The sequence below is a fragment of the Chitinivibrionales bacterium genome (assembly GCA_014728215.1).
In the GTDB taxonomy this organism is placed as follows: Bacteria; Fibrobacterota; Chitinivibrionia; order Chitinivibrionales; family WJKA01; genus WJKA01.
In genome coordinates, this window is record WJLZ01000185.1 from 74,249 (window position 1) to 98,981 (window position 24,733).

General features: G+C 46.2%; 25 protein-coding genes. 14 read left to right on the top strand and 11 right to left on the bottom strand.

Features of this window, described 5'->3' with window-relative positions:
- The first annotated feature begins 6 nt into the window (after nt 1–6).
- From GF401_16455 to GF401_16500, 10 genes are all read left to right on the top strand, one after another.
- Nucleotides 7–1,389 (top strand): F0F1 ATP synthase subunit beta, encoded by a 1,383-nt coding sequence (locus tag GF401_16455; protein ID MBD3346648.1) that lies wholly within the window; start codon nt 7–9, stop codon nt 1,387–1,389.
- Complete coding sequence (locus GF401_16460; GenBank protein MBD3346649.1) at nt 1,386–1,775, top strand: F0F1 ATP synthase subunit epsilon; 390 nt, start codon at nt 1,386–1,388, stop codon at nt 1,773–1,775. The genes GF401_16455 and GF401_16460 overlap by 4 nt, the downstream gene beginning before the upstream one ends.
- Nucleotides 1,772–2,158: an ATPase F0F1 gene (locus GF401_16465; GenBank protein ID MBD3346650.1), complete on the top strand. Its 387-nt coding sequence runs from the start codon at nt 1,772–1,774 to the stop codon at nt 2,156–2,158. The genes GF401_16460 and GF401_16465 overlap by 4 nt, the downstream gene beginning before the upstream one ends.
- Nucleotides 2,155–2,445, top strand: a complete 291-nt coding sequence (locus GF401_16470) for a hypothetical protein (GenBank protein MBD3346651.1) — start codon at nt 2,155–2,157, stop codon at nt 2,443–2,445. The genes GF401_16465 and GF401_16470 overlap by 4 nt, the downstream gene beginning before the upstream one ends.
- 2 nt (nt 2,446–2,447) lie before the next feature.
- Nucleotides 2,448–3,167, top strand: a complete 720-nt coding sequence (locus GF401_16475; protein MBD3346652.1) for a F0F1 ATP synthase subunit A — start codon at nt 2,448–2,450, stop codon at nt 3,165–3,167.
- A 188-nt stretch (nt 3,168–3,355) separates the two neighbouring features.
- On the top strand, nt 3,356–3,634 hold the full coding sequence (locus tag GF401_16480; protein ID MBD3346653.1) for a F0F1 ATP synthase subunit C: 279 nt from the start codon (nt 3,356–3,358) through the stop codon (nt 3,632–3,634).
- Nucleotides 3,635–3,637: 3 nt separating this feature from the next.
- Nucleotides 3,638–4,453 carry a hypothetical protein gene (locus GF401_16485; GenBank protein ID MBD3346654.1) on the top strand — a complete coding sequence of 272 codons (816 nt, stop codon included), beginning with the start codon at nt 3,638–3,640 and terminating at the stop codon, nt 4,451–4,453.
- A gap of 46 nt (nt 4,454–4,499) precedes the next feature.
- Nucleotides 4,500–6,026, top strand: a complete 1,527-nt coding sequence (locus GF401_16490; protein ID MBD3346655.1) for an alternate F1F0 ATPase, F1 subunit alpha — start codon at nt 4,500–4,502, stop codon at nt 6,024–6,026.
- 18 nt (nt 6,027–6,044) lie between these two features.
- Nucleotides 6,045–6,926, top strand: coding sequence for a hypothetical protein (locus GF401_16495; protein MBD3346656.1), 882 nt, complete (start codon nt 6,045–6,047; stop codon nt 6,924–6,926).
- A gap of 19 nt (nt 6,927–6,945) precedes the next feature.
- Nucleotides 6,946–7,896 (top strand): hexose kinase, encoded by a 951-nt coding sequence (locus tag GF401_16500; GenBank protein MBD3346657.1) that lies wholly within the window; start codon nt 6,946–6,948, stop codon nt 7,894–7,896.
- 83 nt (nt 7,897–7,979) lie between these two features.
- Here the strand turns inward: GF401_16500 and GF401_16505 are convergent, their stop codons facing one another.
- The 5 genes from GF401_16505 to amrS are packed head-to-tail and all read right to left on the bottom strand — an operon-like array spanning nt 7,980 to nt 12,419.
- Nucleotides 7,980–8,798 (bottom strand): aldo/keto reductase, encoded by an 819-nt coding sequence (locus GF401_16505; GenBank protein MBD3346658.1) that lies wholly within the window; start codon nt 8,796–8,798, stop codon nt 7,980–7,982.
- A gap of 42 nt (nt 8,799–8,840) precedes the next feature.
- On the bottom strand, nt 8,841–9,815 hold the full coding sequence (locus GF401_16510; protein MBD3346659.1) for an MCE family protein: 975 nt from the start codon (nt 9,813–9,815) through the stop codon (nt 8,841–8,843).
- Between the two features lie 16 nt (nt 9,816–9,831).
- Nucleotides 9,832–10,563, bottom strand: a complete 732-nt coding sequence (locus GF401_16515; GenBank protein ID MBD3346660.1) for an ATP-binding cassette domain-containing protein — start codon at nt 10,561–10,563, stop codon at nt 9,832–9,834.
- Complete coding sequence (locus GF401_16520; GenBank protein ID MBD3346661.1) at nt 10,563–11,333, bottom strand: hypothetical protein; 771 nt, start codon at nt 11,331–11,333, stop codon at nt 10,563–10,565. The genes GF401_16515 and GF401_16520 overlap by 1 nt, the downstream gene beginning before the upstream one ends.
- 33 nt (nt 11,334–11,366) lie before the next feature.
- The gene (amrS, locus tag GF401_16525) at nt 11,367–12,419 is read right to left on the bottom strand and encodes an AmmeMemoRadiSam system radical SAM enzyme (GenBank protein ID MBD3346662.1); all 1,053 of its coding nucleotides are present in this window, start codon (nt 12,417–12,419) and stop codon (nt 11,367–11,369) included.
- A 272-nt stretch (nt 12,420–12,691) separates the two neighbouring features.
- On the opposite strand from amrS, the gene GF401_16530 reads away from it, so the two are divergent.
- Nucleotides 12,692–15,142, top strand: coding sequence for a hypothetical protein (locus tag GF401_16530; protein ID MBD3346663.1), 2,451 nt, complete (start codon nt 12,692–12,694; stop codon nt 15,140–15,142).
- A 25-nt stretch (nt 15,143–15,167) separates the two neighbouring features.
- Here GF401_16530 and prs read toward each other — a convergent pair whose 3' ends face one another.
- The 5 genes from prs to GF401_16555 form a co-directional block, all read right to left on the bottom strand.
- Entirely contained in the window at nt 15,168–16,238 is a 1,071-nt protein-coding gene (gene prs, locus GF401_16535; GenBank protein MBD3346664.1) for a ribose-phosphate diphosphokinase, read from the bottom strand.
- 32 nt (nt 16,239–16,270) lie between these two features.
- A complete protein-coding gene (locus GF401_16540; protein ID MBD3346665.1) occupies nt 16,271–16,528 on the bottom strand; it encodes a hypothetical protein in 258 nt (85 codons plus the stop codon).
- Between the two features lie 19 nt (nt 16,529–16,547).
- Nucleotides 16,548–16,736: a 4Fe-4S dicluster domain-containing protein gene (locus GF401_16545; protein ID MBD3346666.1), complete on the bottom strand. Its 189-nt coding sequence runs from the start codon at nt 16,734–16,736 to the stop codon at nt 16,548–16,550.
- 133 nt (nt 16,737–16,869) lie between these two features.
- Nucleotides 16,870–18,144 carry a glycosyltransferase gene (locus GF401_16550; GenBank protein MBD3346667.1) on the bottom strand — a complete coding sequence of 425 codons (1,275 nt, stop codon included), beginning with the start codon at nt 18,142–18,144 and terminating at the stop codon, nt 16,870–16,872.
- A gap of 48 nt (nt 18,145–18,192) precedes the next feature.
- Nucleotides 18,193–20,478, bottom strand: a complete 2,286-nt coding sequence (locus tag GF401_16555) for a hypothetical protein (GenBank protein MBD3346668.1) — start codon at nt 20,476–20,478, stop codon at nt 18,193–18,195.
- 385 nt (nt 20,479–20,863) lie between these two features.
- Between GF401_16555 and GF401_16560 the strand changes: the two genes are divergently transcribed.
- From GF401_16560 to GF401_16570, 3 genes are all read left to right on the top strand, one after another.
- A complete protein-coding gene (locus GF401_16560; GenBank protein MBD3346669.1) occupies nt 20,864–21,241 on the top strand; it encodes a response regulator in 378 nt (125 codons plus the stop codon).
- Between the two features lie 47 nt (nt 21,242–21,288).
- On the top strand, nt 21,289–22,155 hold the full coding sequence (locus tag GF401_16565; GenBank protein MBD3346670.1) for a YihY family inner membrane protein: 867 nt from the start codon (nt 21,289–21,291) through the stop codon (nt 22,153–22,155).
- A 230-nt stretch (nt 22,156–22,385) separates the two neighbouring features.
- Nucleotides 22,386–23,564: a CBS domain-containing protein gene (locus GF401_16570; protein ID MBD3346671.1), complete on the top strand. Its 1,179-nt coding sequence runs from the start codon at nt 22,386–22,388 to the stop codon at nt 23,562–23,564.
- Nucleotides 23,565–23,574: 10 nt separating this feature from the next.
- Here GF401_16570 and GF401_16575 read toward each other — a convergent pair whose 3' ends face one another.
- A complete protein-coding gene (locus GF401_16575; GenBank protein MBD3346672.1) occupies nt 23,575–24,441 on the bottom strand; it encodes a sigma-70 family RNA polymerase sigma factor in 867 nt (288 codons plus the stop codon).
- Nucleotides 24,442–24,733: the final 292 nt, after the last annotated feature.

Here is a 24,733-nt window from a genome sequence, read left to right on the forward strand (position 1 = left end):
AAAACAATGAAACGAACCGAAAACACAACTATTACCTTAATTGGAAAAATCCACTCGGTCAAAGGGAGTGTTGTCGAAGTTGTATTTGAAGACGAGGTTCCTAAAGTTAACGATCTGATGAAATGCAAGGATGTCAATTTAGAGGTGAGTGCTTTGACCGGTTCTGCAACGGTCCAGGCCATTGCCCTTAACTCCACTGAAGGTCTTGCGCGGGGGGATCGTGTCGAAAGCTCACGGCGTTCTATCGAGGTCCCGGTTGGTGAAGCAACGCTGGGCAGGATGTTCAATGTATTCGGTGAAGTGATCGATAAGAAAGAACCGCTGCATGATATCGAGCGGCGGGGAATCTATCGTTCTCCACCTCCTCTTTCCCGTCAGGAAACCCGAACCGAGGTTTTGCAGACCGGCATAAAAATAATCGACCTTCTCGCTCCCCTCGAACGGGGCGGCAAGGCCGGTCTTTTCGGCGGTGCAGGCGTTGGAAAGACCGTTCTTATCATGGAAATGATCCATAATATGGCAGGCGCCCACAAAGGGGTGGGAATTTTCTGCGGGATCGGCGAACGCTCCCGTGAAGGCCAGGAATTGTATCAGGAGATCCAGGATGTCGGCGTGCTCGACAAAACAGTTTTGGTTTTCGGACAGATGAACGAACAGCCGGGCGCCCGGTTCCGTGTTCCTCACAGTGCTCTGACAATGGCGGAATATTTCCGTGACGACCGGCATCAAGATGTTCTCTTTCTGGCAGACAACATATTCCGTTTTGTTCAGGCCGGTTCTGAAGTTTCGGGGTTACTTGGACGACTGCCCTCCCGGGTGGGATATCAACCAACCATGGCATCCGAACTGGCCGAACTTGAAGAGAGGATCTGCAGCACCCAGGCTGCGGCAATAACCTCGGTCCAGGCGGTCTATGTTCCGGCCGATGATTTCACCGACCCCGCAGCAGTCCATACCTTCAGCCACCTCTCGGGCACGGTCGTGCTCTCGAGAAAACGGGCCAGTGAAGGCCTCTATCCTGCAATCGACCCCCTGCAATCCCAGTCAAAAATGCTGGCACCTCACATTGTAGGAAAAAAACATTATACCATTGCTCAGCAGGTACGCAAAACACTCGCACAATACGAAGATCTTAAAGATATCATCGCCATGCTCGGTATGGAAGAACTCTCACAGGATGACAAAAAAGTGGTCAACCGCGCCCGGCGACTCGAACGATTTCTTACGCAACCTTTCTTTACCACAGAACAATTTACCGGAACCCCGGGTAAACAGGTCGATCTCGAAGATACCCTGGAGGGATGTGAACGGATTCTCAACGATGAATTCTATGAAATCTCCGAACGGAGCCTGTATATGAAAGGAACAATAAAGGAGGTTGAAAAGTGAAATTGACAATTATGATACCGACAGGAGTCATCTACGATAAACAGATCAAAAAAGTAACGGTTGAAACAAATAACGGCAGATATACACTCCTTCCCAATCATATCGATTTTATTACACTGGTTGTTCCGGGAATAATCGACCTGGAACAGGAAAACAATTCTCATGTCTTTATTGCTGCTGATGAAGGTGTTCTGGTGAAACAGAAAGATAATGTCTGGGTATCACTGCGTAATGCGGTCAAGGGAGGAGAACTGGGTTCTCTCCAGACGACTGTCGATGAACATTATCGCACGATCAGCGAAAAGGAACAGAAAAACAGAACGTCCATTGCCCGTTTGGAACGTGACATGGCACAAAGCATTTATGAATTTGAGAAAGCAAAATGAACAGGGAAAATGCGAAAATGCCCCGGCACAGAAAAACCGGCGCTTCGGATACCGATCCTTTGAAAGCGCCCGAAGACAAGTCGATGCGCGAACGATTCAGAGAGAAGATCGCTCGAAGTGAAAAAAGCCGGCTCCGGGCGCGCAAAAGAGGAAAAAATTCCCTCTGGTTTGGTTTCGGCTATTTCGGAGTTGTCGGATGGCTGGTGATGATTCCTATCATAATCTGTCTTGCAATTGGAATATGGCTCGATACTCAAACGGAAGGAACCATATCCTGGACTCTGACCTTCTTTTTTATCGGGCTGGCAATCGGTCTGGCGAATGCCTGGCTATGGATCAGCAGACAACGTAAAGATATCGAAGAAGAAAGGAAAGAACAATGATTCCACATTTTCTTTTTCTAGCAATCGTTCCCATGATAGGTGGTGTAATACTCGGCGGTGTTTATTTCTACATGATGTGGTTGAATGTTAATGCGATATCACATGCAAAACATCCGCGCCTCGCTCTCGCAGCAGGAAGCATCAGCCGGTTACTTATGGCGTGCGGTGCCTTTTTCTTTATTTTGCAATGGGCAAAATGGTATTCCCTTATCGCAGCGCTTATCGGTTTCATTATGGCAAGATACGGTGCAGTCAGTTTTGCTAAAAAGGAAAGTAAATATCTGTAATTATGGAAACTATCAATATTACCCCCGATACCATTACGATGTTCAAGATCGGCTCCTGGCCTGTCAGTGCGACAATTTTTTACACCTGGGTGATCATGGCGCTGCTTATTTTCGGATCGCTGATTATCACCTCGAGATTATCGACCGGAAAGAATATTTCACGATGGCAACATATGCTTGAGGTGATTGTTAAAATTATCCGGGATCAGATACATGATATTACCCAGCAAAAACCCGAGAAATATCTGCCCTTTTTAGGAACATTGTTTCTCTTTATTTCGCTGTCGAATTTTTTGATTTTTATTCCCGGTTATTATCCGCCTACAGGATCGTTGAATACCACCGCAGCACTGGCCTTGTGTGTTTTTGTTGCCGTTCCGGCATACGGCATAGCCGAATCCGGTCTTCTGCAATATCTGAAACATTACATCGAGCCGGTCGTTTTCATGCTGCCTTTCAATATCATCTCCGAACTGTCACGGACTCTCGCTCTTGCTGTCCGTTTGTTCGGAAACGTAATGAGCGGCATGCTTATCGGCGCAATTCTTATTTCGATTGTTCCCTTTTTCCTTCCCGCTGTCATGAATCTGTTCAGCCTTCTGATTGGTCAGATTCATGCCTATATATTTGCCGTACTGGCAGCAGTATACATTGCATCGGGAACACGGGTACAGAAGAAGACAACGCAAAAAGGTAAAGGTGAACGCAAGGAAAATGAATAGATTTTTCTGGTATCACCTGATTACCGCCATGGCCTGGAAAGCCACGGCACATAAGGTTGAGTTGAGCACTATAGGTGCGGGAGCGTTTTTTTGCAGAATAATGAATATATAAATAGAAATAAGCAAAATCAATGTGGCATGGGTATCCAGACCATGCCTTCATAACCCTGCGAAAGGAGCTGAAAATTATGGATTCTGTTTCTATTGTTGCAGCATGTTCGATATTGAGCGCCGGTCTGGCGATGGGCCTTGGCGCTATCGGACCTGCTATTGGTGAAGGTCTCGGACTGGCCCGCGCCCTGGCGGCCATTGCACAACAACCCGATGAATCAAACACGATTGTCAGAACGCTGTTCGTCGGAATGGCAATGGTGGAATCAACCGCCATCTACTGTCTGGTGGTCGCTATCATCATTTTGTTTGCCAATCCATTCTGGAACTATGTTATCCAGCAGGCAGGAGGATAAAAAATGGAAATTGATATCGTTACGATTGTTGCGCAGATAATCAATTTTCTCATTCTTGCAGCAGTTCTCTATTTTGTCCTCTTTCGTCGTATCGTAAAGGCCATGAAAACCAGAGAAGAAAAAATCAACCAGCAAATCGATGAGTCTCGAAGAAAAAACCAAGAGGCAGAAAAGCTTAAACAGGAATATGAGACAAAAATGAAGGAATTTGAGAAAAAACAATCGGATTTATTGACATCCGCAAAAGAGGATGCCTCCAAAAAAGGTGAGGAAATGACACAAAAGGCCCGTGAAGAAGCCGAACGTCAGAAAAAGCAATGGATACAGGACTTTCAGAGTGAATGGGAACAGTCGCTGGACCAGGTAACCGGGCAAGCACGGGAAATGCTGTTTGAACTCAGCGCAAAGATGGTGACCGCCCTTGGCGGTGAAGACATGCAGAAGGGAGTTATGCATGCTTTTGTAAACCGTATGACACAGAGTAAAGATACAACGGTCAAAGAATTTTTAGAATCAGCCGATGGCCCAATTAACATTGTGTCCTCCCATCCATTATCGAAAAAAGAAAAATCCGAAATTGAAGAAGCCATTCGAGCGATCACCGAAAACAAACCATCACTCTCATTTACCACCGATGAACATATAAAGCTCGGTATTGAAATACGCAGTGACGGCAAAAAAATCGGATGGAGTATCGACGAATATATTCGTGAATTTCAGGAACACTTGAGTGGTTCGGTAAGCCGGACCGGTGGCAACGAAAATATCAATGAGGAAACAGAGAATGACACCACGATCGCCAGTCACGACAGAACCTGAGGGTACTGCAGCACCGGAAAAGACAATCGACCGATTAACATCGTCGATGCAGAATATCACCGGAAGCCTTTCGGACTTTTCTTTTGTGCCGAAAGCCCGGGAGTATGGACAAATTGAATCGATAAGCGCGGGTATTGCACGTTTGTCGGGTCTTCCAGGCATTCAGCATCAGGAACTGGTCGAATTTGAATCCGGTATTACCGGTATGGCCTTCAATCTCGACGCGGAGGGAGTATCGGTTGTTATTCTCGATAAAGGCACGGCAGTCCGTGCCGGGGAGTATGCCTACGGCACCGGGCGGACAGTTGATATCGGCGTAGGAAATGGTGTTATATCCCGGGTTATGGATCCCATCGGAAGGCCCCGTGATACGAAAGGAGCAATCCGCACAAGTAAACGGCGACCGGTCGAAAAAATAGCACCGCCGATCATGGACCGGAGTCCGGTTACGGTTCCCGTGCAAACCGGAATCCAGGTTGTCGATGCACTCATTCCTGTGGGACGGGGGCAGCGCGAACTGATTCTGGGAGACCGCCAAACCGGTAAAACTGCAATTGCTCTGGACACAATTATCAACCAGAAAAACAAAGACATGATCTGCATTTATTGCGCAATCGGGCAACGGTTGTCTGCCATAGCCCGGATTATACGCGATTTACAGGATTATGGCGCCTTTGAGTATACCACAGTCGTTGCGGTTACCGAAGAAGATGCTCCCGGTTTGCGTTTTCTGGCGCCCTATGCGGCAACCGCAATCGGGGAACATTTCATGGAACAGGGCAAAGATGCACTGGTTGTCTATGACGACCTTACCAAACATGCGCGGGCATACCGGGAGATATCGCTCCTTCTCCGCCGCCCCCCTGCACGGGAAGCCTATCCGGGTGATATCTTTTATATCCATTCCCGTCTGCTTGAACGGGCAACCCACCTGCGTGAGGATGCCGGCGGAGGATCACTCACCGCCTTACCGATTGTCGAAACGCAAGCCCAGAATGTCTCGGCCTATATACCGACAAATCTTATCTCGATTACTGATGGACAGATATATGTTAATCCATCAATGTTTCAGCAGGGAGTATTACCCGCCGTTGATGTTGGAAAGTCTGTTTCCCGGGTGGGTGGCAAAACTCAGCTTCCCGCCTATCGGGCCGTCGCCTCAGACCTGCGACTCCAATATTCACAGTTCGAAGAACTGGAAGCATTTTCCCGGTTCGGCACCAGGCTCGATGAAGAGACCAAAAAGGCGCTTGAACGGGGTAGACGCGTAAGAGAAATTTTCAAGCAGTCACAGTATGATCCGGTCCCTGTTGTCGAACAGATAGCGGTGCTCCTCTCAACCTCCGAAGGTGTGTTCGATCCGGTACCTCTGGACAAAGTCGGTGATGCCAAAAAGCGTATAAGGGAGATTGCCCGGGAAAAATTCGATGACCTTTCCGGAAAAATCACAAGCGGAGAAAAACTCAGTGATGATGATAAAAAGCGTATTCTTGAAGAAGCGCGCAAAGCGACCGGGGATTTCATAGAAGATACCAAAGAAGAAGAAAACGATGAAAACGAAGGGGAATCATGAATATCGGAATTTTAATATATGGCTCAGCTTAACAATTTAAAACGACAGATTGCCGGCACCGAACAGATGGGAAGTGTTGTCGGTACCATGAAAGCACTTGCTGCAGTAAATATTCATCATTACGAAAAAGCAGCCGAAGCGGTGGATCGATATTACGATACAATCCTGCGAGCCCTGCAGGGAGTTTTCAAATACTACCGCCACCTGCTTCCGGGCGCACGGACACTCCGGGAAGAAAAATCGGCATTTATTATCTGTGGAGCAGAACAGTCGATGGCGGGACCTTTCGATGAACAACTACTGCATTATATCGAAAAGAGAATGGAAGAAACCGCACTTACAAAACAGCGACTCGAATGCTTTGTCTTTGGGGAGCGTATGACCGGTCTGCTTGGTACCAGCGGCTTTTCGATCAGAAAATCGGGTGAGTATCCCGGTTCCTTATTGAATATTTCAGACAGTGTTTATAATGTTCTCGGGACAATCGATGCATGGCGCGAACAGAGTATTATCTCCCGCGTTGAAATCTATTTTAACCGTCCCGTATCCGGAGGATCTCATACGTCTGACCATGCAACCCTTTTTCCTGTCGACAGATCACTCGTCCGGGAATTGCAAAACCGTCCCTGGGGTTCCTCAGCCGTGCCACAGTTAAGCGGTCCGTGGGAAGACATTTACGGGGGGCTCTTGCGTAATATGATTTTCACCGGTGTCATTCGTGCTCTGATCAATACACTGGCAGCCGAAAATGCCGCCCGTCTGGCTGCCATGCAGGCAGCGGAAAAATATATCTCCGAGCGACTCGGTGAATTAAATATGGTCTATAATCGTGAACGGCAAAGTTCGATTACCGCAGAATTGCTCGATATCGTTGCCGGAGTCGAGGCATTGAAACAATAAAAACGAGGATTATCTCAAAATGACAAAGCAAAAAGTAAGAATTGTTACATTAACAATGAATCCGAGTATTGATATCAGTATGAGTGCCGACAGTGTCGTTGCGCAACATAAGATCCGCTGTTCAACGCCCCGGTATGAGTCTGGGGGAGGGGGAATTAATGTTGCCCGGGTAGTGATCTCACTGGGCGGTTCGGTCCATGCGGTTTTTCCTTCGGGTGGAAATGAAGGCGCTATGTTGCAAGACCTTGTCAAAAACAGCGGAATCGAATACTCGAATATTTCGACAGAAAAATCGACACGGATGAGTTTTGCAGTCTACGATAAATCCAACGAAAACCAGTTCCGTTTCAATGCACCAGGTCCGTCACTCACCAAACAGGAATGGCGGCAATGCCTCGATTATATCGAAGGTTTCGAACCGGCACCGGATTATATCGTTGCAAGCGGCAGTTTACCCCCCAATGTTCCCGATGTATTCTATGAACACATCGCGCTATGCGCAAAAAAGAGGAACATCCGTTTTATTCTCGACACCTCTGGAACCGCTTTGAAAAAAGGTGCCAGAAAGGGTGTGTACCTGCTAAAGCCCAACATGCGTGAAATGAGAGCCTTATCAGGAAAAGAACTTGATCACGAGCAGGAAATTATCGACACACTGAAGGAACTCATCGATAAGGGTACGGCCGAAGTTATTGTATTGTCACTCGGCGCCGGAGGCGCTTTTTTGGCAACCGATAAGACTGTCAAGCGTATGCATACACCGACCGTGCCGATTCGCAGCGCGGTTGGGGCGGGTGACAGCATGGTTGGTGGAATCACCGTTGCTCTCTCACAGGGGAAAAGCATCTCCGATTCAGTCCGCATGGGTCTTGCTGCGGGAGCTGCAGCTGTTATGACTCCCGGAACCGAACTCTGCAGACGGGATGATGTGCTGTCGTTATATGATAAAATCAGCACTGAACTTGAGTAAAATCAGCAGTATTTGGTATTTCAAATTTCGGATTTCGAATTGAATAATTCCCCTCCCTGGTCCAGAGAGGGGATGAATGCAACTTAGGATTCCCCAATTGTATCCAGTTTCATTATATCTTCATCCGACAATTCAAAACCGAACAAGTCGATATTTTCGCTTATATGTTCTTCCTTTGAAGAGCGGGGGATTACGATTGTTCCTTTTTGTAAGGCCCATCGCAGCATTACCTGGATAATCGACCGTCCATATTTGCCGGCGATAGATTCCAGACGGCTGTCTTTGCCGTATTTCCCCTGGGCTATAGGTGAGTAGGCCTCAACGGCAATATTATTTTCAAAACAGTAATCGGTCAATTCCCTGGGATATTCATAAACGTTGAATTTAATCTGATTTACGGATGGAACCACCGATGTTGCCTCGACAATCTGGTTGATATGATCCTGCTCGAAATTGCTGACACCGATAGAACGGCATTCGCCGCCGTTTGCCAACTCGATAAGGGACTGCCAGGTTTCAACCAGCGCACCGCTTTCGGGCCAGTGAATCAGATAGAGATCGATATAAGACGTCTGCAGCGCGTCAAGACTCCGCTGAAACGCTTCCTTCGCCTTATTCCGGCCATGAGCATCATTCCATAATTTGGTGGTCACAAAAATCTCTTCACGGGGGATTCCGCTTTTGCGAATTGCTGAACCGACCTCTTTTTCATTATTGTAAATTGCGGCGGTATCGATCAATCGATAGCCGTGTTCGAGTGCCAGCAAAACCGAACGCTCGGTTTCTTCACCGGGCTCCAGTTGAAAAGTACCGAAGCCGATGATCGGCATTTTGATGCCGTCGGCAATTACAAAACGGGTATCGGGCTGGAGTGTCGTCCCTGTAGTTGCTGGGATTTCCATGCGTTTTCCTCCTGTTGCTAGTTGGTTGAAAGATACATTAGCTTAAAAAACCGAGAAATCAAAGTATTTTTTCGGATTTTCCTGAACATCGGTTACTAAAACATTGATACTTCTTAAGGTAGATCTCAGATCCTGAACCAGGGTATCAGTCTGTCCCAGGCCAAAAAGACCGTCTCCGTTTTCCATGCGTCCGATAAGCATTGATACCCGTTCGAAAGCTTCGGTTGCATTGGCATACAACTGGGGATCCTGAGTCAGCCTGTTAATTGTACTCGAGGTATCATTTAGGGAGCGGCTGAATTTACGCAGTGAAGATGTCGTTGCAAGGAACTGATTATAGAGAGCCGGACTTTCAACAAGCTTTTTGAATGTTCCTTCGGATTCCTGAACATTCCCCAGAATGCTGGAGAGGCTGTTTACGGTACTATAGAGTTCCTGATAGAATTCAGGATTTCTAATCAGTTTTGCAATGCTTCCTTCTCCCTTTTCAATATATGCCACGATACTGTCGAGACGGGATAAAAAGCTCTGCACTTCTGCAATCGACTGGGTACTTGTCTGAAGAATATCTTCAAACTCAACAGCCTCTTTCCCCTCGATTCTCTGCCCTGGATCCACAAGAGGGGCTTCCCTGCTCCCCGGGTTGATTTCCACATATTTGTCGCCCAGAATACCGATAGTCCGGATATAGGCCTCTGCATTTGCGTGAATATAGTTGAACGCATTACGGTTGACAGAAAATGTAATCAGTGTCTGTCCGTTACTGAATTTGATATTTTCGACGGTGCCGATTTCAACGCCCAGGAGCCACACCGGAGATCCCGGACGAAGGCCGCTGGCATTCTCGAACAGTGCCGAAATTTCATCCCGTGGCGTAAACAACCTGCTTGCAACACCGGAAAAAAACACTGCCGAAAAAAAGATCAAAATGCCGAGACTGATGATTATCCCTACTTTAAGGGCCGACCATGCAATAATTTTTCGACGATCAAAGAGATTTCGTTCTGTTTGTGCCATAGTAGTCTTTCCCGGTTTAGTATTTAAGCGCCTGTTCGACAAACTTTTTTACCGACTCCTTCTGTACATTTTTCAGACTGCTTTCATTGCCGTCAACAACAATCGATCCCTTTTCTAAAAAAAGAAACCGTTGTGCAGTCAACAGAGCATCAGACACACTGTGCGTTACAATAATAAAACCTCTCCCATGGGAAGAAAGATCATTGATGATATTCCTGATAATTTCAGCATTCACCGGATCGAGATCTGCAGTCGGTTCATCATAGAGAAACATTTTTGATCGCTCGGTAGCCAGTGCTCTGGCTATCGACACGCGGCGCCGCATTCCTCCGCTCAACTCTTCGGGCATGTACTCGATCGCATGTTCAACACCCACCGTCCCAAGCAGCTTTCTCACTTTTTCTTCCAGTTTGACAGGATCGTTCATCCCTGCCTCCCGCAAAGGGAACGCGATATTATCCCCAACCGTCATTGAATCGAATAAGGCGCCCTGCTGAAAAACAACTGCAAAGCTCCGCCGTATCTTCTGCAATTCTTCCTCGCTTTTATCGTTTAATATATCGTTACCAATACGAATAATGCCGCTGTCCGGCCTTTGAAGCCCAATTATCAGGCTGAGTATCGTGGTTTTTCCTTCCCCACTGCCTCCAAGAACAGCCACCCGTTCATCAAAGGCAATTGAAAAACTCACCCCATCCAGTATTGTACGATTACCGCGAGCGAAAACTACTTTGTCAAAAACTATCATCAAATACTTCCCAACAAATAAAGAATCAGTTTGGTGATGACAAAATCGAGAAGAATAATTACGATTACCGAATTAACAAAAGCACGAGTAGTCGCCCGTTGTAATCCGGTTGCTCCTCCTGTTGTTGTAATGCCGGTATAGCAGGAGATAAGCGAAATACATAATCCAAAAACCGCCGGCTTAATTGCACCCGGCAGTATCCATCGTGGGTGAAGTGTTACGATAATCTGATTCCAGTACACAACCGGGCTCTGATCGCTCATAAATACTGCAACATAGGCGCCGCCGATCAGGGAGGTTATATCACCGATAAAAGTCAAGGCAGGAAGAATAATTACGCCGCTTATTACCCGGGGAACCACCAGTTTCTTCAGCGGATCAACGCCATATACCCGTAACGCATCAACCTGCTGATTTAACCGCATCGAACCCAGCTCCGAGGCAATTCCCGCCCCAACTCTTCCTGCATACACAATAGCGATAATAACCGGGCCGATTTCACTGATTATTGCCGTACCGACAACCTGACCGGTATACATTTTCAGCCCCATAACCGATAATTCGGTGATAATCTGTAATGAAAGCGCCATGCCGATAAATGCAGAAATGATCACGACAATGAAAATCGATCCTGTTCCTGCATTATCCATATGCAATAATGTTTCGAAAATATAGGAAGGGCGTTTGAATATTCCGGCAATCGAATAAAAAGTCATTATATAAAAATCTTGAAGCTGCCCAATAAATTTTTTTAAAGAAGCCAGTTTCATTGACTTTACATTCACAGTTCGGGTTCCCCTTTACTATTCGGTTGCATTCGATCCCACCGGCTGGTGAACTGCTATTTCCTGTCCCCAGACTCCGGCTATTTCATGGTTACACGAAGGACACGATGAATTATGGATGTTGTTTTCCACAACGGTATCGCCTTCCCGCTTAATAAGCAGTGTGTTACAGTTGGGACATAAGGTATTTGATGCTACCAGTGCATTACCGATATAGACATACTTGAGCCCGGCTTCTCTCCCGATCTGCTGTGCACGTTCGAGTGCATGCAGTGAAGTCGGCTGAACATCCATCGCATTATAATCGGGATAAAACCGGTTGACATGCCACGGAATATCCTCCGATATGCCGGCAATGAATCTCGCAATGTCCTTGATTTCTTCTTCACTATCATTCTGTTCCGGAATTATAACCGTCGATATCTCCAGCCATAACCCGAGTTTTCTCATATGCGCAATAGAATCGAGCACAGGCTGCAGCTTGGCACTACACACCTTGCGATAAAAATCATCCCTGAAAGATTTCAAATCCACATTACAAGCATCGAGAAACGGAGCAATTGTATCAAGCGCCGGAGTGGTCATGTACCCGTTGGTCACAAAAATGTTCTTCAGATTCCGCCGTGATGCCATTCGAGCAATATCAAAAGCATATTCAAAAAATATTGTGGGTTCGGTATATGTGTAGGTAATGCTTTTACAACCATTTCTTTTCGCATGCCGTACAACGGCCTCAGGAGTTAACGGAGTGCCGGCAATTTCACCATTGTGCTCCCCATGCAAAGAAGACTCAAGGCTTTGACAATAGGTACACTTGAAATTGTTTCCCTGCGCAGCAATCGATGCTGTTTTTGTTGCAGGAAGAAAATGATACATCGTTTTCTTTTCTATCGGGTCGATATCCCGTGCAATTACCTCACCATAGGCATAGGTAATCAAATCACCGGAAATATTCTGACGCATCTCGCAGAAACCATACTTCCCCGGTTTGATCAGGCAATTGTGGGCACACAGAAAACATTGGGTTAGCGAGCCGTCTTGTTTTTCATACAGCATTGCCTCGTGATCCATAATGTTTCTCCGGTTTAGTGTGGCAAACTCAAGCAAAATTTCTGTGTATCCCGCTGCAAAAGGTGAAAAAACTATACCGATTTAAGACCGCAAAGACTATGCCATAAAATCGATGCGCTCAGGCAAATTCATTGTATTACAGAAAAACAATAATAATCCGGCAAAATTCCCGGTTTTGACAAACTTATTTCGCATCTGCAAAATCATTTTCACTGATTTTTGTATGCATTACCATACTAACCGGGTCATTAACAACAAACGGCGCAGTTCTCTTGAGATTGGTACAATTATTGATGTTTATTAAGGATTGCAAAAACAGGAATATAACCTATATATATCCGTATTTTCATAAAGCTTTGAAGTATGCGATAATTAAAAACGAAAAAATAATGCACGGAAAAATAAACACTCTCTTATTCCATTTCAAGTGGCTCCGGCGTCTTCTCAAACGCCGTTCTCCGGCCGGACGTAGAAACCCGCCGGGATTGATACTCATCCAGGTTGACGGTCTTTCGAAAAGCCAGTTTGAACGGGCTCTGCAAAACAAACGGATGCCCTTTATCAGCAGACTGCTTAACCGCGAGGACTATCACCTCTATTCTCATTATTCCGGTCTTCCTTCAAGTACCCCCTCAGTCCAGGGCGAGCTTTTTTATGGCGTGAAAACATCGGTCCCCTCCTTTGGATTCAAAGACAGGGAAAAGAAGCATATAACGTCAATGTTCACCCGTAAAACAGCGACCGCGGTCGAAGAAAATATTGCCCGGAAAGGCGAACCGTTGCTCAGTGACGGGAGTTCTTATGCTGATGTTTATACCGGAAGTGCACGGGTGAGTCATTTTTGTCTGAGTTCATTTCATCAGGGGCCAAAAGAATTCATAAATTCAATCCCGGGAATGTTCCGCTCACCTTACAGCATGGTTTTGTATGTCGCCGCTTTCGCCCGGGCTGCCGTTCTAACCGTAATTGAGACCGCTCTGGCAGTGATGGATTTTCTTCGTGGAGTGCTGACCCGCCACAGTTTTGTAAAGGAACTTTCATTCATTCCCCCTCGAATCGCCATTTGTGGCATTCTTCGTGAATTTGTAAAGGCTCATGTAATGAGCGACATTTCCCGGGGCATTCCGATTATTCATGCCAATTTCCCCGGCTACGATGAGCAATCTCACCGACGAGGCCCATCATCATCTTTTGCCCACTGGACATTACAGGGCATCGATGCATCGATAGGTGCAATCTGGCATAAAGCACACGCATCGTCAAAAAGAGAATATGATGTCTGGATCTATTCGGATCATGGTCAGGAGGATACCATACCCTATGGAAAACTCCACAATCGAAATATATTGGAATCTGTCCGGGATGCAGCGGCAATAGCCGGTTTCGGTGCCGACTTTTCCCATAACCCTTTTCAGAGTATCATGCGAAAAAGGACTGTTCTTTTGTATCCCGGAACCGAACAGCAGAATGTAACGGCAATTTCGGGGCACAACAGCAATGCATTGGAGATGGCCGGACTGGGACCTTTAATGCATATCTATTTTGAAAAGGAAATCGATCAGACTGCAATCAAAAACTTTGCACACGCATTAATCGACCATGCAGCCATCCCGCTTGTTCTGCAAGGGAAAAACAGCAACAGAATCACGGCTCTGAACAGCACCGGTGAATGGCAATTGCCAAAGGATATCGATCGTGTTATCGGCCAGGATCATCCTTTCAAAGATGAGATTAAATATGATCTGATACAACTCGTTCACCATCCAAATGCCGGAGATCTGATTATGTGCGGCTGGCAACCCCATTCCCAGGCAATCAGCTTTCCTCACGAAAACGGTGCACATGCAGGACTGGGTACCGAAGAGACCCATGGTTTTTGCTGTACACCAGCCTCTGTACCCTTTAATGAAATTACCGGGCGCTCCTATCTCCGACCCCTTGACATACGAAAAGCGGCATTGCAGCATCTTGGCCGTGCACCGCTTATTCGTAAAAAAGACGCAGTCTCGGCAACTGATTCACACTTGCGTATAATGACTTACAACATCCACAGCTGTATCGGTATTGACGGCACCGTATCACCCGAACGGGTCGCACGTGTCATTGCCCGGTATAACCCGGATATCGTCACTCTGCAGGAACTCGAATGTAATCGTAACTATACGGGTAATGTCGATCAGGCCGATACCATAGCACGACTTCTGGATATGAAATTTCATTTTCATCCCGCAAATGTGTTTGAGGATGGCGTTTACGGCAATGCTGTCCTCAGCAAACGCCCAACCAAAAAAGTCCGCACAATATCTCTTCCCGGATGGCATAAAACCGAACCGAGGAGCGCCCTTTATATAAAGCTCAACCATGGAGGAAAAGAATTGTCGGTTGTCGCAACCCACATGAGCTTTTATCCTGCCGAACGCCACCAGCAGTGTGAGTATTTGCTTTTCGATCAGAAAATCGGGGAACTCGATGCCTGTGTGGTATGTGGGGATTTCAACATGGTACCCCGATCCAAAACATACCGGATGATCACACAGGTTTTTCGGGATGCCCACACGGCATCCTATTCGGGAAAGAATCGTACCTGGATGGGACTTACGTGTCTTGATTATCTCTTTGTGAGTAAAGGAGTGGAAGTCAAAAGTATTACCGTTCCCCGCGATTCATTTATACGAAAAGTTTCAGATCACGCGCCGGTGATAGCCGACATAATCATTCGATAATGAAACATGTACCGAAGTGACCAGTTTAAAGAAAAAAGGCCTTACTTACCGAAATTTCGCGGTGGATGTTATGAATTACCCGGGCGAAAGTATGGGTAAGAGAATGAATATGAAAGCCGTGCAGTGAAGAAAATTTTTCTGTTGGTGGAATACTGTCGGTAACAATACAGCACTGCATCCCGTTCTGTTCGTGCATACGCTCAAGAGCTTCATATGCCTTTGGAGCGTAGAGACAGTGAGAAATGCATATGTAGATTTTTGTAATTCCTAATTCGCCGGTTAGTTTCTGAACGACTTTTTCAATTGTCTGTCCGCTGCTGATTATGTCATCGCATATAATTGCTGTTGTTTTGTTGCTGAAATCACCGATAATCTCGGCATGCTCGACTTTTTCGGGCCCCGGGCGGCTTTTTGATGCTATGGCATGAGCAACATGCAGACGTTCACTTATGGCGATTGCCATTTTGGCCGCACCGGCATCCGGCGCCACAACCGTTACATCATCCCGTCCTTTCATATCCTTGAACTGATTGACAAAATATGTTAATGGTTCGAGCTCATTGACCGGTGTGTTACCATAGAAACCATGTATTTGTCTACTGTGAGGATGCCAGGTGACCACCCGATCGATTCCCGCCCTCTGGGCAAGATTCGCCATGAGCGCGGCGGTTGTGGGCTCGCGTTTAAATCTGGTTGGTTTATCCTGCCGGGAATAGGCAAGATAAGGAAGCACTGCTGTGACATGCCTTGCTCCATGTTCCCGAAAAGCACGGGCAGCAATGAGCAGGGCACAGTAATTGTCATTAATATCGGAACCATCCGTGGGATTTTTCAAAGACTGAAAAAGAAACACATCACACCCGCCTACATGTCGCTGCAATCGGACATAGGTCTCCGAATCGGAAAAGGAAGAATCGATATTCTTTAGGTAGGCAATTTCTCCTTCAGAAAACTCATTGTCGTACAGCCGGCGATAAGCATTGTAAACACCTTCGGTAAAAACCTCCCCGGAACGACATCCTGCCAAAAGCAGCTTGCCACGTGGAGGAAACCAAGGTTGCTCTTCGGCAGTTCTCTCCTGTTCCTTGTCACGCATTCGACTTCTGTCTCCCAGTAATAGAACAGATATTAATCACCTCCGCCATAGGAATAAATGATATTGGCCGATTCGTTATCAAAATCGAACTCTTCATTATAATGCCCGTCATGACCCAAAGTCGCCACATTCGGTTCGAAAACGACTTTGGGGATTACATGCATCTGCGTTCCATTAGAGGCTTCCATTTCACCAAGCACCTCTGCAACATTTCTTTCCATTGAGCGGGGAGACTTGCTTAAGCGACGTTGCCTGATATTTTTTTGTTTTAATTTTGTACCTGCAGCCATACCATCATCCTTTCGAGTCTTATGTAATGGAAATGCAATCAACAGGACAACCATCCGCAGCTTCCTGAGCGCTCTCCTGAAGATCTTCAGGGATGTCGTCCTTCACCGTTTGTGCTTTGCCGTCATCATTCATCTCAAACACTTCGGGGCATGTATTCGCGCATAATTCGCATCCAATACATGTATCCTGATCAACCACTGCTTTCATTGAGTAGCTCCTTTCTGCAAGGATTATAATAATTGCATTATCTTTGCAATTTGCAATTTATGAAAACCCTATAAATTGGTAACTATACTGCTGCAATCATCATGCCAAATCGATCTTTTTATTCACAAACGGCCTATTCAGATTTGCTGCCTTTTACCGCTGACTGCATCGATTTGGCCATATTCGACATCAGTTCCCATTCTGCTTTAATCAGACGTCGGCTTTTGTCCCAGACGGACCCTTCAATACGTTTTCCATATCGTTTTTCCGCCAGAAGCCGTTCGTACAATTGCATTGCCTTTCGGGCACAAGCAGGCAACGTAAAACGCCGGGCGGTGTCCAGTGCTTCCTGCCGCATGGAATGTATCTTTTCTGAGTCATGCCTGAAAAAATTCTGTAGCGATTCAACAAAAACGGCAATCTCCTTTTTATGTACAACCAGGCCATTTCTGTCATTCTCAACTACATCACGAATTCCCGGACCATCAAGTGCAACAACCGGAACGCCGCAGGCCATGGCCTCGGCAAGTACCAGTCCCTGGGTTTCGGTTTGCGATGCAAAGGCAAACATATCCATTGCATGATAGCAATCGACAAGTTGCTGGCCTTTGAGTGTTCCAGGCGCATGAACCCGATCGCCCACCTTGTGCCGGCTAAATATTTCCAGAAGTTCATCCCGTGATGGTCCGCTGCCGGCAACAATGTAATGGGCATCCCTGTCCATCTCAAGATATTGTGCAACGGCTTCACCCAGAAAATGTATGTTTTTTTCCGGCGCCAGCCGGCTTACAAATCCAATCACCTTCTTATCGGCGCCAATCCCTTCTTTCGCACGGAAACGATTACCGTTTCCATTACTGAAAAGATTGAGATTGATACCGGTAGGAATTACCGATATGGGGGTAACAACCCCTCTTCCCGCCAGATCTTTACGCACGCTGCTTGACGGTGCTATTATGTGAGAGCATAAATTCGCATATCCAATGGCAAGGGATGCCGCAAAGCGTTGCAAGGCCGGCGAATCACCGGGAACATAATGAGTGTAACGCTCATAGTAGGTGTGAAAGGTAAATACAATAGGAATGGCATACTCTGCAGCGGCCCGTAAAGCGGTATCCCCGACCAGATAGGGATGGTGCGAATGAATTATATCGGGCCCAAAATCATTGAGTTTCTTTCCAAGAATTCCGGGTATCGGTAATTGAACCGAAAAATCGGTGCCGTTAAAATTCTGTATGGCGGGTAATCGAACTACATTTTCTTCATGATCGGGCATATTTTCAAAAACGGGAGCTACGATAAGGACTTCATGCCCGTGTTTGCGATACTCTTCGCTGAATCCTTTTATCGATTTTTCCACACCTCCTACAAAGGGTGCATAGGTATTGGTCATCATTACTATTTTCATGTATTATTCCTTTATATTAATCGTTTTGACCACGTTCGGAGATAAGATTTACACTCCTTCCTCTTTGATGTCAACCTGTGCAGATCCGGCTGTCTTGGAAATAACCGTTCCCCATATTGGAGCAACTTCTACCTGAGGAATTACTCCCCGCCATTCACCTTTCCATTGGATCTCTACACCATCTTTACTACGGTGGAGATGAACGGTAACTGGTCCAAAGGATGTTGCCGTGGGGCCGAAGGAACAGTGCGCTCCTGGTTTAACCCAGTCGCGAAGTACTCCTGAACAGAGTACGAGTTTTCGTTCTCCGTATTCTTCTCTGACAAACAGATTCCGGACCATGATTGCCCATTCGGCAGCAGCCCACACATGCTGGCCGTCACCCATACAGCCGGTTTCGAGTTGCGGATGAATGGCTTCCGGCCACTGCCCGGTATCGGATGCCAGCCTGGCGATTGTTTCCATACATTGGGCGTAGCGACTGTCTCCGGTCCGTAAAAATGCCTGAGCGATATGAAGCGTCAGGTAGGCATTAATACCCGAATGGCTGATATCATGAAACAGTGCATTATTAACAGTACAAAAGTCATACAAATATTCTGCGGTATCGAGTATTCGTCTGTCATCAGGTGCGAATACCTGCAGCGGATAGGCCGCGGCAAGTGACCCTACCGAAGCACTGTCCGGACGACGATACGGAGAGACAGGCATGATGTTATTTCCCGATGCCTGCGATACTCTTGCAAGGCTTTGAATTACCGCTTTATAGACACTGTTGGCCTGATTTTCATAATTCCGGGCCCGTTCCGAATCTCCCAGCGCCTCCATCATCCGTGCCGCGCCGCGTAAACCGGCTATTGCCCAGAAATCATCCCAGTAGTAGTAATCGTTGGGCCCGAAATGCTCGGCGCTGAAACCGGCCGGCAGTAATCCTCCATGGAGCGATTCTTTTTTGCCCTTCACAATCTTACGGCATATCCAGTCGGCGCCGTATATTATGCTCTTTCTTAAATTTTCATTGGGTGCTTTTCCTGCAAGACGGCCCGCCATATCAAAAATCCATAACACCTGACCGTTGGCATCCCATTCACCTTCCTGTGAAACAAAATAGCCAAGGGCATTCTGACGTTTTGGAAAGCGCGCAAGCGCAGAATCAGCCGTGCTCTCAAGACCGCACAGATACATGGCATGGGCAATTAAAACCGCATCGCGAAACCAGAATCTTTTGTATGTATACGGCCCGGCAACGATATCATCCCAGGAATGTAATAACATCGTCCGAAGCGAATTTTCGTAAAGAAACTGATAATGCTTATCAGGTATCTCGATTTTGCATGCACCCTCAAGACGCTCACGCCATGGTTTTTCTTCTTGACCCTTATCAAGGGAAAGTACTATCGGAGTTTTTGATTTGCGCTGTTGCAGCGGAACCGTAACAACTACCTCCCGCTCCTTATCGGAGGTCAGATCGAATTGAGCGGCGGCAGTGGCCATGCCAATCTTACACCCTGCTTGCTGCTCTTTTCCATTAACGCCCGTGCATATTTTCTGATATACATCACCCTGACGATAATCGGAATACCACATCATCTCGGGACGAACATCGAAATGGAGCTGGTGTTTGCCGTTGAGCAGCCATCCACTTGCCGTGCTTAACGGTTGTATCGATTCCAGCAAACTTATTCCTTCAGGATTATAGGGCCGTACCGAGATCATGAGCCGAACACCCGGTGATCCGGTTTGAGCAGCTGCACGGATAACGCAAACCGGCATGCCGTCAACCATACATGCTTCGGTGGTAACACGAAGTCGATTGCTTCCCAGGGAGCTTTCGGTGATAACCTGCAATGGATAGGTATGGTGAATTTTCTGGTTAACTTTCTTCATGCGTGATGGGATCAAATTATCCCCGTCATTATCCAATACCCAGCAATCGATCGACCAGCTGTCGAACAGGGGAGTTACCAGACCCCGGGGATCAACAATCGGTAAATGTTTCATGCCGGGGATACCTACCGCAGTCCAGTTTCGGTGCGTAAGATTTATATGCGTAATGGCAAAGGCACGAGGAATAAATGAACTACTTGTGGGACTGAACTGCTCCGAAACCCAGTAAGGCCATACCCAGTCGAGATTATGTTGTATTGCCTGACTGTTGAGCAACCCCCTTGCGTGTAAAACCGCTCCGGCACGCATCAATTCTGTTGGTGCAACCATCTCTGCAGGTTGAGAAAAGCGATTAAAACTTGCCAGTAAAGCCAGGGGATCGATAAAACCGTGAGCTTTTGAAAGACGTTTAAGAAAAAACTTCCATGGAAAAAATTTAGTTAACATACAGAATACTTTCTTTCTAAAGGAATAAACATACCCTGAAATGACGTAGATGAAACCGTAGTCCTACTAAAAAAGCAACTACAATGCCATTACCCCTATTTCAGAGACTCTAGGGTATTATATCCAGTATTCAGGAGTTTTATTCTCAAAAACGACAACAGTTTTATCAATTATGCGAAATTTTTTATTCGTTTTTCTGATAGTTCTTAGGCATAATGCGTGAGCATGAAACAAATATCCCCGCACTAACAGGAGTTCTGGCATGTTTTTCGCATTGAAGTAAAGGTACAATTTATTAATCACTTTCAGTACTCTGGTCGTCGGAACACATTTTTATCGGCCCTGTTTATACCTACAGGAAACTTTAATTGCAATCGGACAGATTATGAAAAAAAATGTATTGATTATTCACGAAGATACGATTTTATGCGAAAGATACGTTCATCGTTTAAGAGCAGAAAATTACACCGTAGCTGTCGCTCATACTCCGCAGGAAGGATTCAAACGTGTCATAAAATCGAGGCCCGATTTCATTTTTCTTGATGAACTCATGGCTATGGGAACAGAAGATTTCAACATAGTCGACAAATTGCAGCACAACAAAAAAACCGCCTCCATTCCCATTGTTCTCATTAAAGGACTTATGCGCCAGTCGGCGATCGATATTAAAAAGGATGTGGAAGACAAGGGAAGCCGAGTTATTGGAGAAATCAGCGTCGAAGAAAGCGATTCCGAGGTGGTGAATGCAATCAAGGGAAAATAAAAAACCCGAAAAATGAATAACCGATAATCCAAAGCAAGTATACAACAATGGGTGAACTTCTATTCAAACTGAAAGCCTTAAAAGACTTTATCGGAGAAGTTATTAAAGAATGGGGTAACGATAAAGGATGGCTTCTTTCGGCGGCACTGGCTTTTTATTCACTATTCTCATTGGCCCCTCTTCTGATTATCACCATTGCCATAGCGGGTATTATCTTCGGCCAGTCCAACGCTGAAGATGCCATAATTTCTCACCTACAGTCGCTTGCCGGGGAACGCGGAACGCGGGCATTGAAAAACATTGCCTTTGAGATCAGCCTTGCCGGTAAAAGTATTCCGGCGATGCTGGTCGGTTTTGCCGCGCTTTTCATCGGCGCTTCGACTCTCTTCTTTCAAATGCGTCATTCATTAAATGAGATCTGGAAGGCTGAACAACCAAATGAAAAATTCTTTATCGGCTACATTAAAGCGCGGGTAACTGCATTTATCATAGCGGTGGGAGGAGGGATATTAGTGCTTGTCTCACTGATCAGCAGCTCCCTTCTTTCGGCACTGGCCGAACAACTGGAACCGGCTTTCGGTCAGCTTATTATTCTCTGGAAAACACTTGACTTTGTGCTCTCCTACGCTGTTTTGACTGTGTTGTTCGCCATGCTGTATAAATATGTTCCCGATGCCCATATCAAATGGAAGGACGTGTGGGTAGGAGCAATCACCGCATCCTTACTCTATAATGCCGCTAAATTTCTGATCAGTCTGTATCTTGGACATAGCAGTGTCGGTTCGGCCTATGGAGCCGCAGGCTCTCTGGTCGTGCTTCTTGTCTGGATTAACATTTCGGCTCAAATATTTCTTCTTGGCGGTGAAGTTGCTCAGGTTTACGCCAGACATAAAGGCCGTATTATTGCGCATTAATCCAAGTTACTTTTTCGCTCAGAAGAGATTAAGAAAAAACGTGAAGCCCCAACTGTATCTCATATCATAGTCATTCTCTCATTTTTGAAAAAGCTTTTTCATATCCGACAAAAATATTTCGCATTAAGCAATTAAACTCCCACTAAAATAGTACAGATCCCCCTTGGCATACATTTCGCTTATTAAGATCGCAGACAGATATAATGAGAACAAAAATATTGGAGCGGCATATGTTTGGCAGACGGAAAAAATTATTTAACCTATTCGGATTTGATGTGAAAATTGATATAAGCTGGTTAATCATAGCTTTTCTAATCACCTGGTCATTGGCTACCGGTGTATTTCCTTATTATTATGAAGGCTTGACTACCGGCGCCTATTGGATAATGGGGCTGCTTGGCGCGATCGGACTCTTTGCCTCTATTATCGTCCACGAATTCTGCCATTCCTTTGTAGCCAAGCGATTTGGTTTACCGATGAAAGGGATAACACTTTTTGTTTTCGGGGGGGTAGCGGAAATGGATGAAGAACCTCCGAGTGCGAAGGCCGAATTCATGATGGCGATAGCGGGGCCGATCGCAAGTATCGTTATCGGCGGCGTCATCCTCCTGCTTCTTAATCTTATCGGCGCCGGTCTGCTTACTCAACCGGTGTACGGTGTGCTTCAATATCTGGGAAGTATTAATCTGCTGCTCGCAGCATTTAATTTACTGCCAGCATTCCCCCTTGACGGGGGCCGGGTTTTACGTTCGGGCTTATGGGCCTGGAAAAAGGATCTCCGTAAAGCAACCCGGATTGCATCGTACAGTGGTAATGTCTTCGGGTTTATACTGATCGGCCTTGGAGTATTCAGTATATTTGCCGGCGCCTTTATCGGCGGCATGTGGTGGATACTGCTTGGAATCTTTCTCTGGCAGGCAGCACAGGTTTCCTACCAACGGCTGGTTATGCGGCGGGCCCTCGAAGGCGAGCCGGTCATGCGCTTCATGAACGACCACCCCGTAACCATCAATGAAAATACCACCATCGATCAGTTCGTTCATGATTATGTTTACCGGTATCACTACAAAATGTTTCCGGTCACTCAAAGCGATGAATCACTGAAGTGTATAACCACTCGAGATGTAAAAAATGTAGAACGCGATCAGTGGGGATCACACACCGTTGGAGAGATTGCTCATCCCTGTACCACAGAAAACACACTCACTTCCAACACCGATGCTGTGGAAGCACTTGCCCGAATGCACAAGTCCGGGGTGAGTAGAATGATTATCACCGATGAAAACGGTCATCTTCAGGGAATAATCACCCTCAAAGACCTTATCGCTTTCCTCTCGGCAAAACTTGACCTTGAAGGAGAGGATTCCAATACTGACGTTAAAAGCCGGATAGAGGAAATGAAGAAATAAAAAATTCGATTCAGGTTTCCGTCTTTTTCAACGCAGCAATCACATTTTCATCCCGCAGACGTTCTAAAGCCCGATCACGCAACTGCCGTACCCGTTCACGGGTCAGACTCAGCTTTCTGCCGATCTCATCAAGCGTAAAGGTTACATCATAGCCGAAACCATAATACATGCATAAAATCTCACGCTCCCGTAAGGGCAGAACATGCAGGATACCGGCGATTCTATCAAATTTCGATTCCCGCTCGATCACCTCATCGGGAGATTCCGATTCATTGTCGGTGATCAAATCGATATACTGGCGGCTCTGATTTGTAGCAACAGGAGAATTCAACGACAGGGTCTTGTCCAGAAGACGCAAGCTTTCGGCTACACTATCTTCTTTTGCACCAAGCGATTCTGCTATTTCCTTTCGGCTTGGTGGACGGCCAAGCTTCTGCTGCAGTCGGGTGCGTTCCCGGTCGACATTCTGTATCTGTCCCACTTTATTGACCGGCAGTTTTACCGCGCGCGAATGATCGGCGAGAGCTTTTAAAATCGACTGCCTGATCCACCATACTGCATAGGAGATAAAACGGAAATTCTTGGTGTCGTCAAATTTATATGCAGCCTTGATAAGCCCCAGATTACCTTCATTAATCAAATCTGCAAGGGGCAACCCCTGATGTTCATAGGTACGAGCGACACTCACGACAAATCGTAAATTTGATTTTATCAATTTAGCCAATGCAGCTTTATCATCACGCTTGATACGCCGCCCCAACTCCGCTTCTTCGGCTGTAGCAAGCGGCTTGTACTTCGCTATCTCACTTAAATAAATCAGAATCGAATCGTCATCGACGATCGGCATCTTGCTTGCCAGTTTTTCTCCTTTTTTCACTTCTCTTTCCCCTCTTTTACTCTTTCCGGTTCCAGCAACATTTGAAAGGAAATAATCCGAATTGCTGCCGCTCACAGAAAAACTTGGTTATAAGAATTATAACTTGCCTTTGAAGCATTTCATAATACACTACTTACACTTGTTTCCTTGAGGGTAATACGATGTAGCACGGTCATTTATTACATATATATTAGAAAGAAACGTATCTCAAAACCCTGCAAGAAAAGATTCCGTTTTTTAATCCTTTCCGGTTGGCATGCAAGTTGCACCTCTTTAGAGCAAAGTTGTTGTA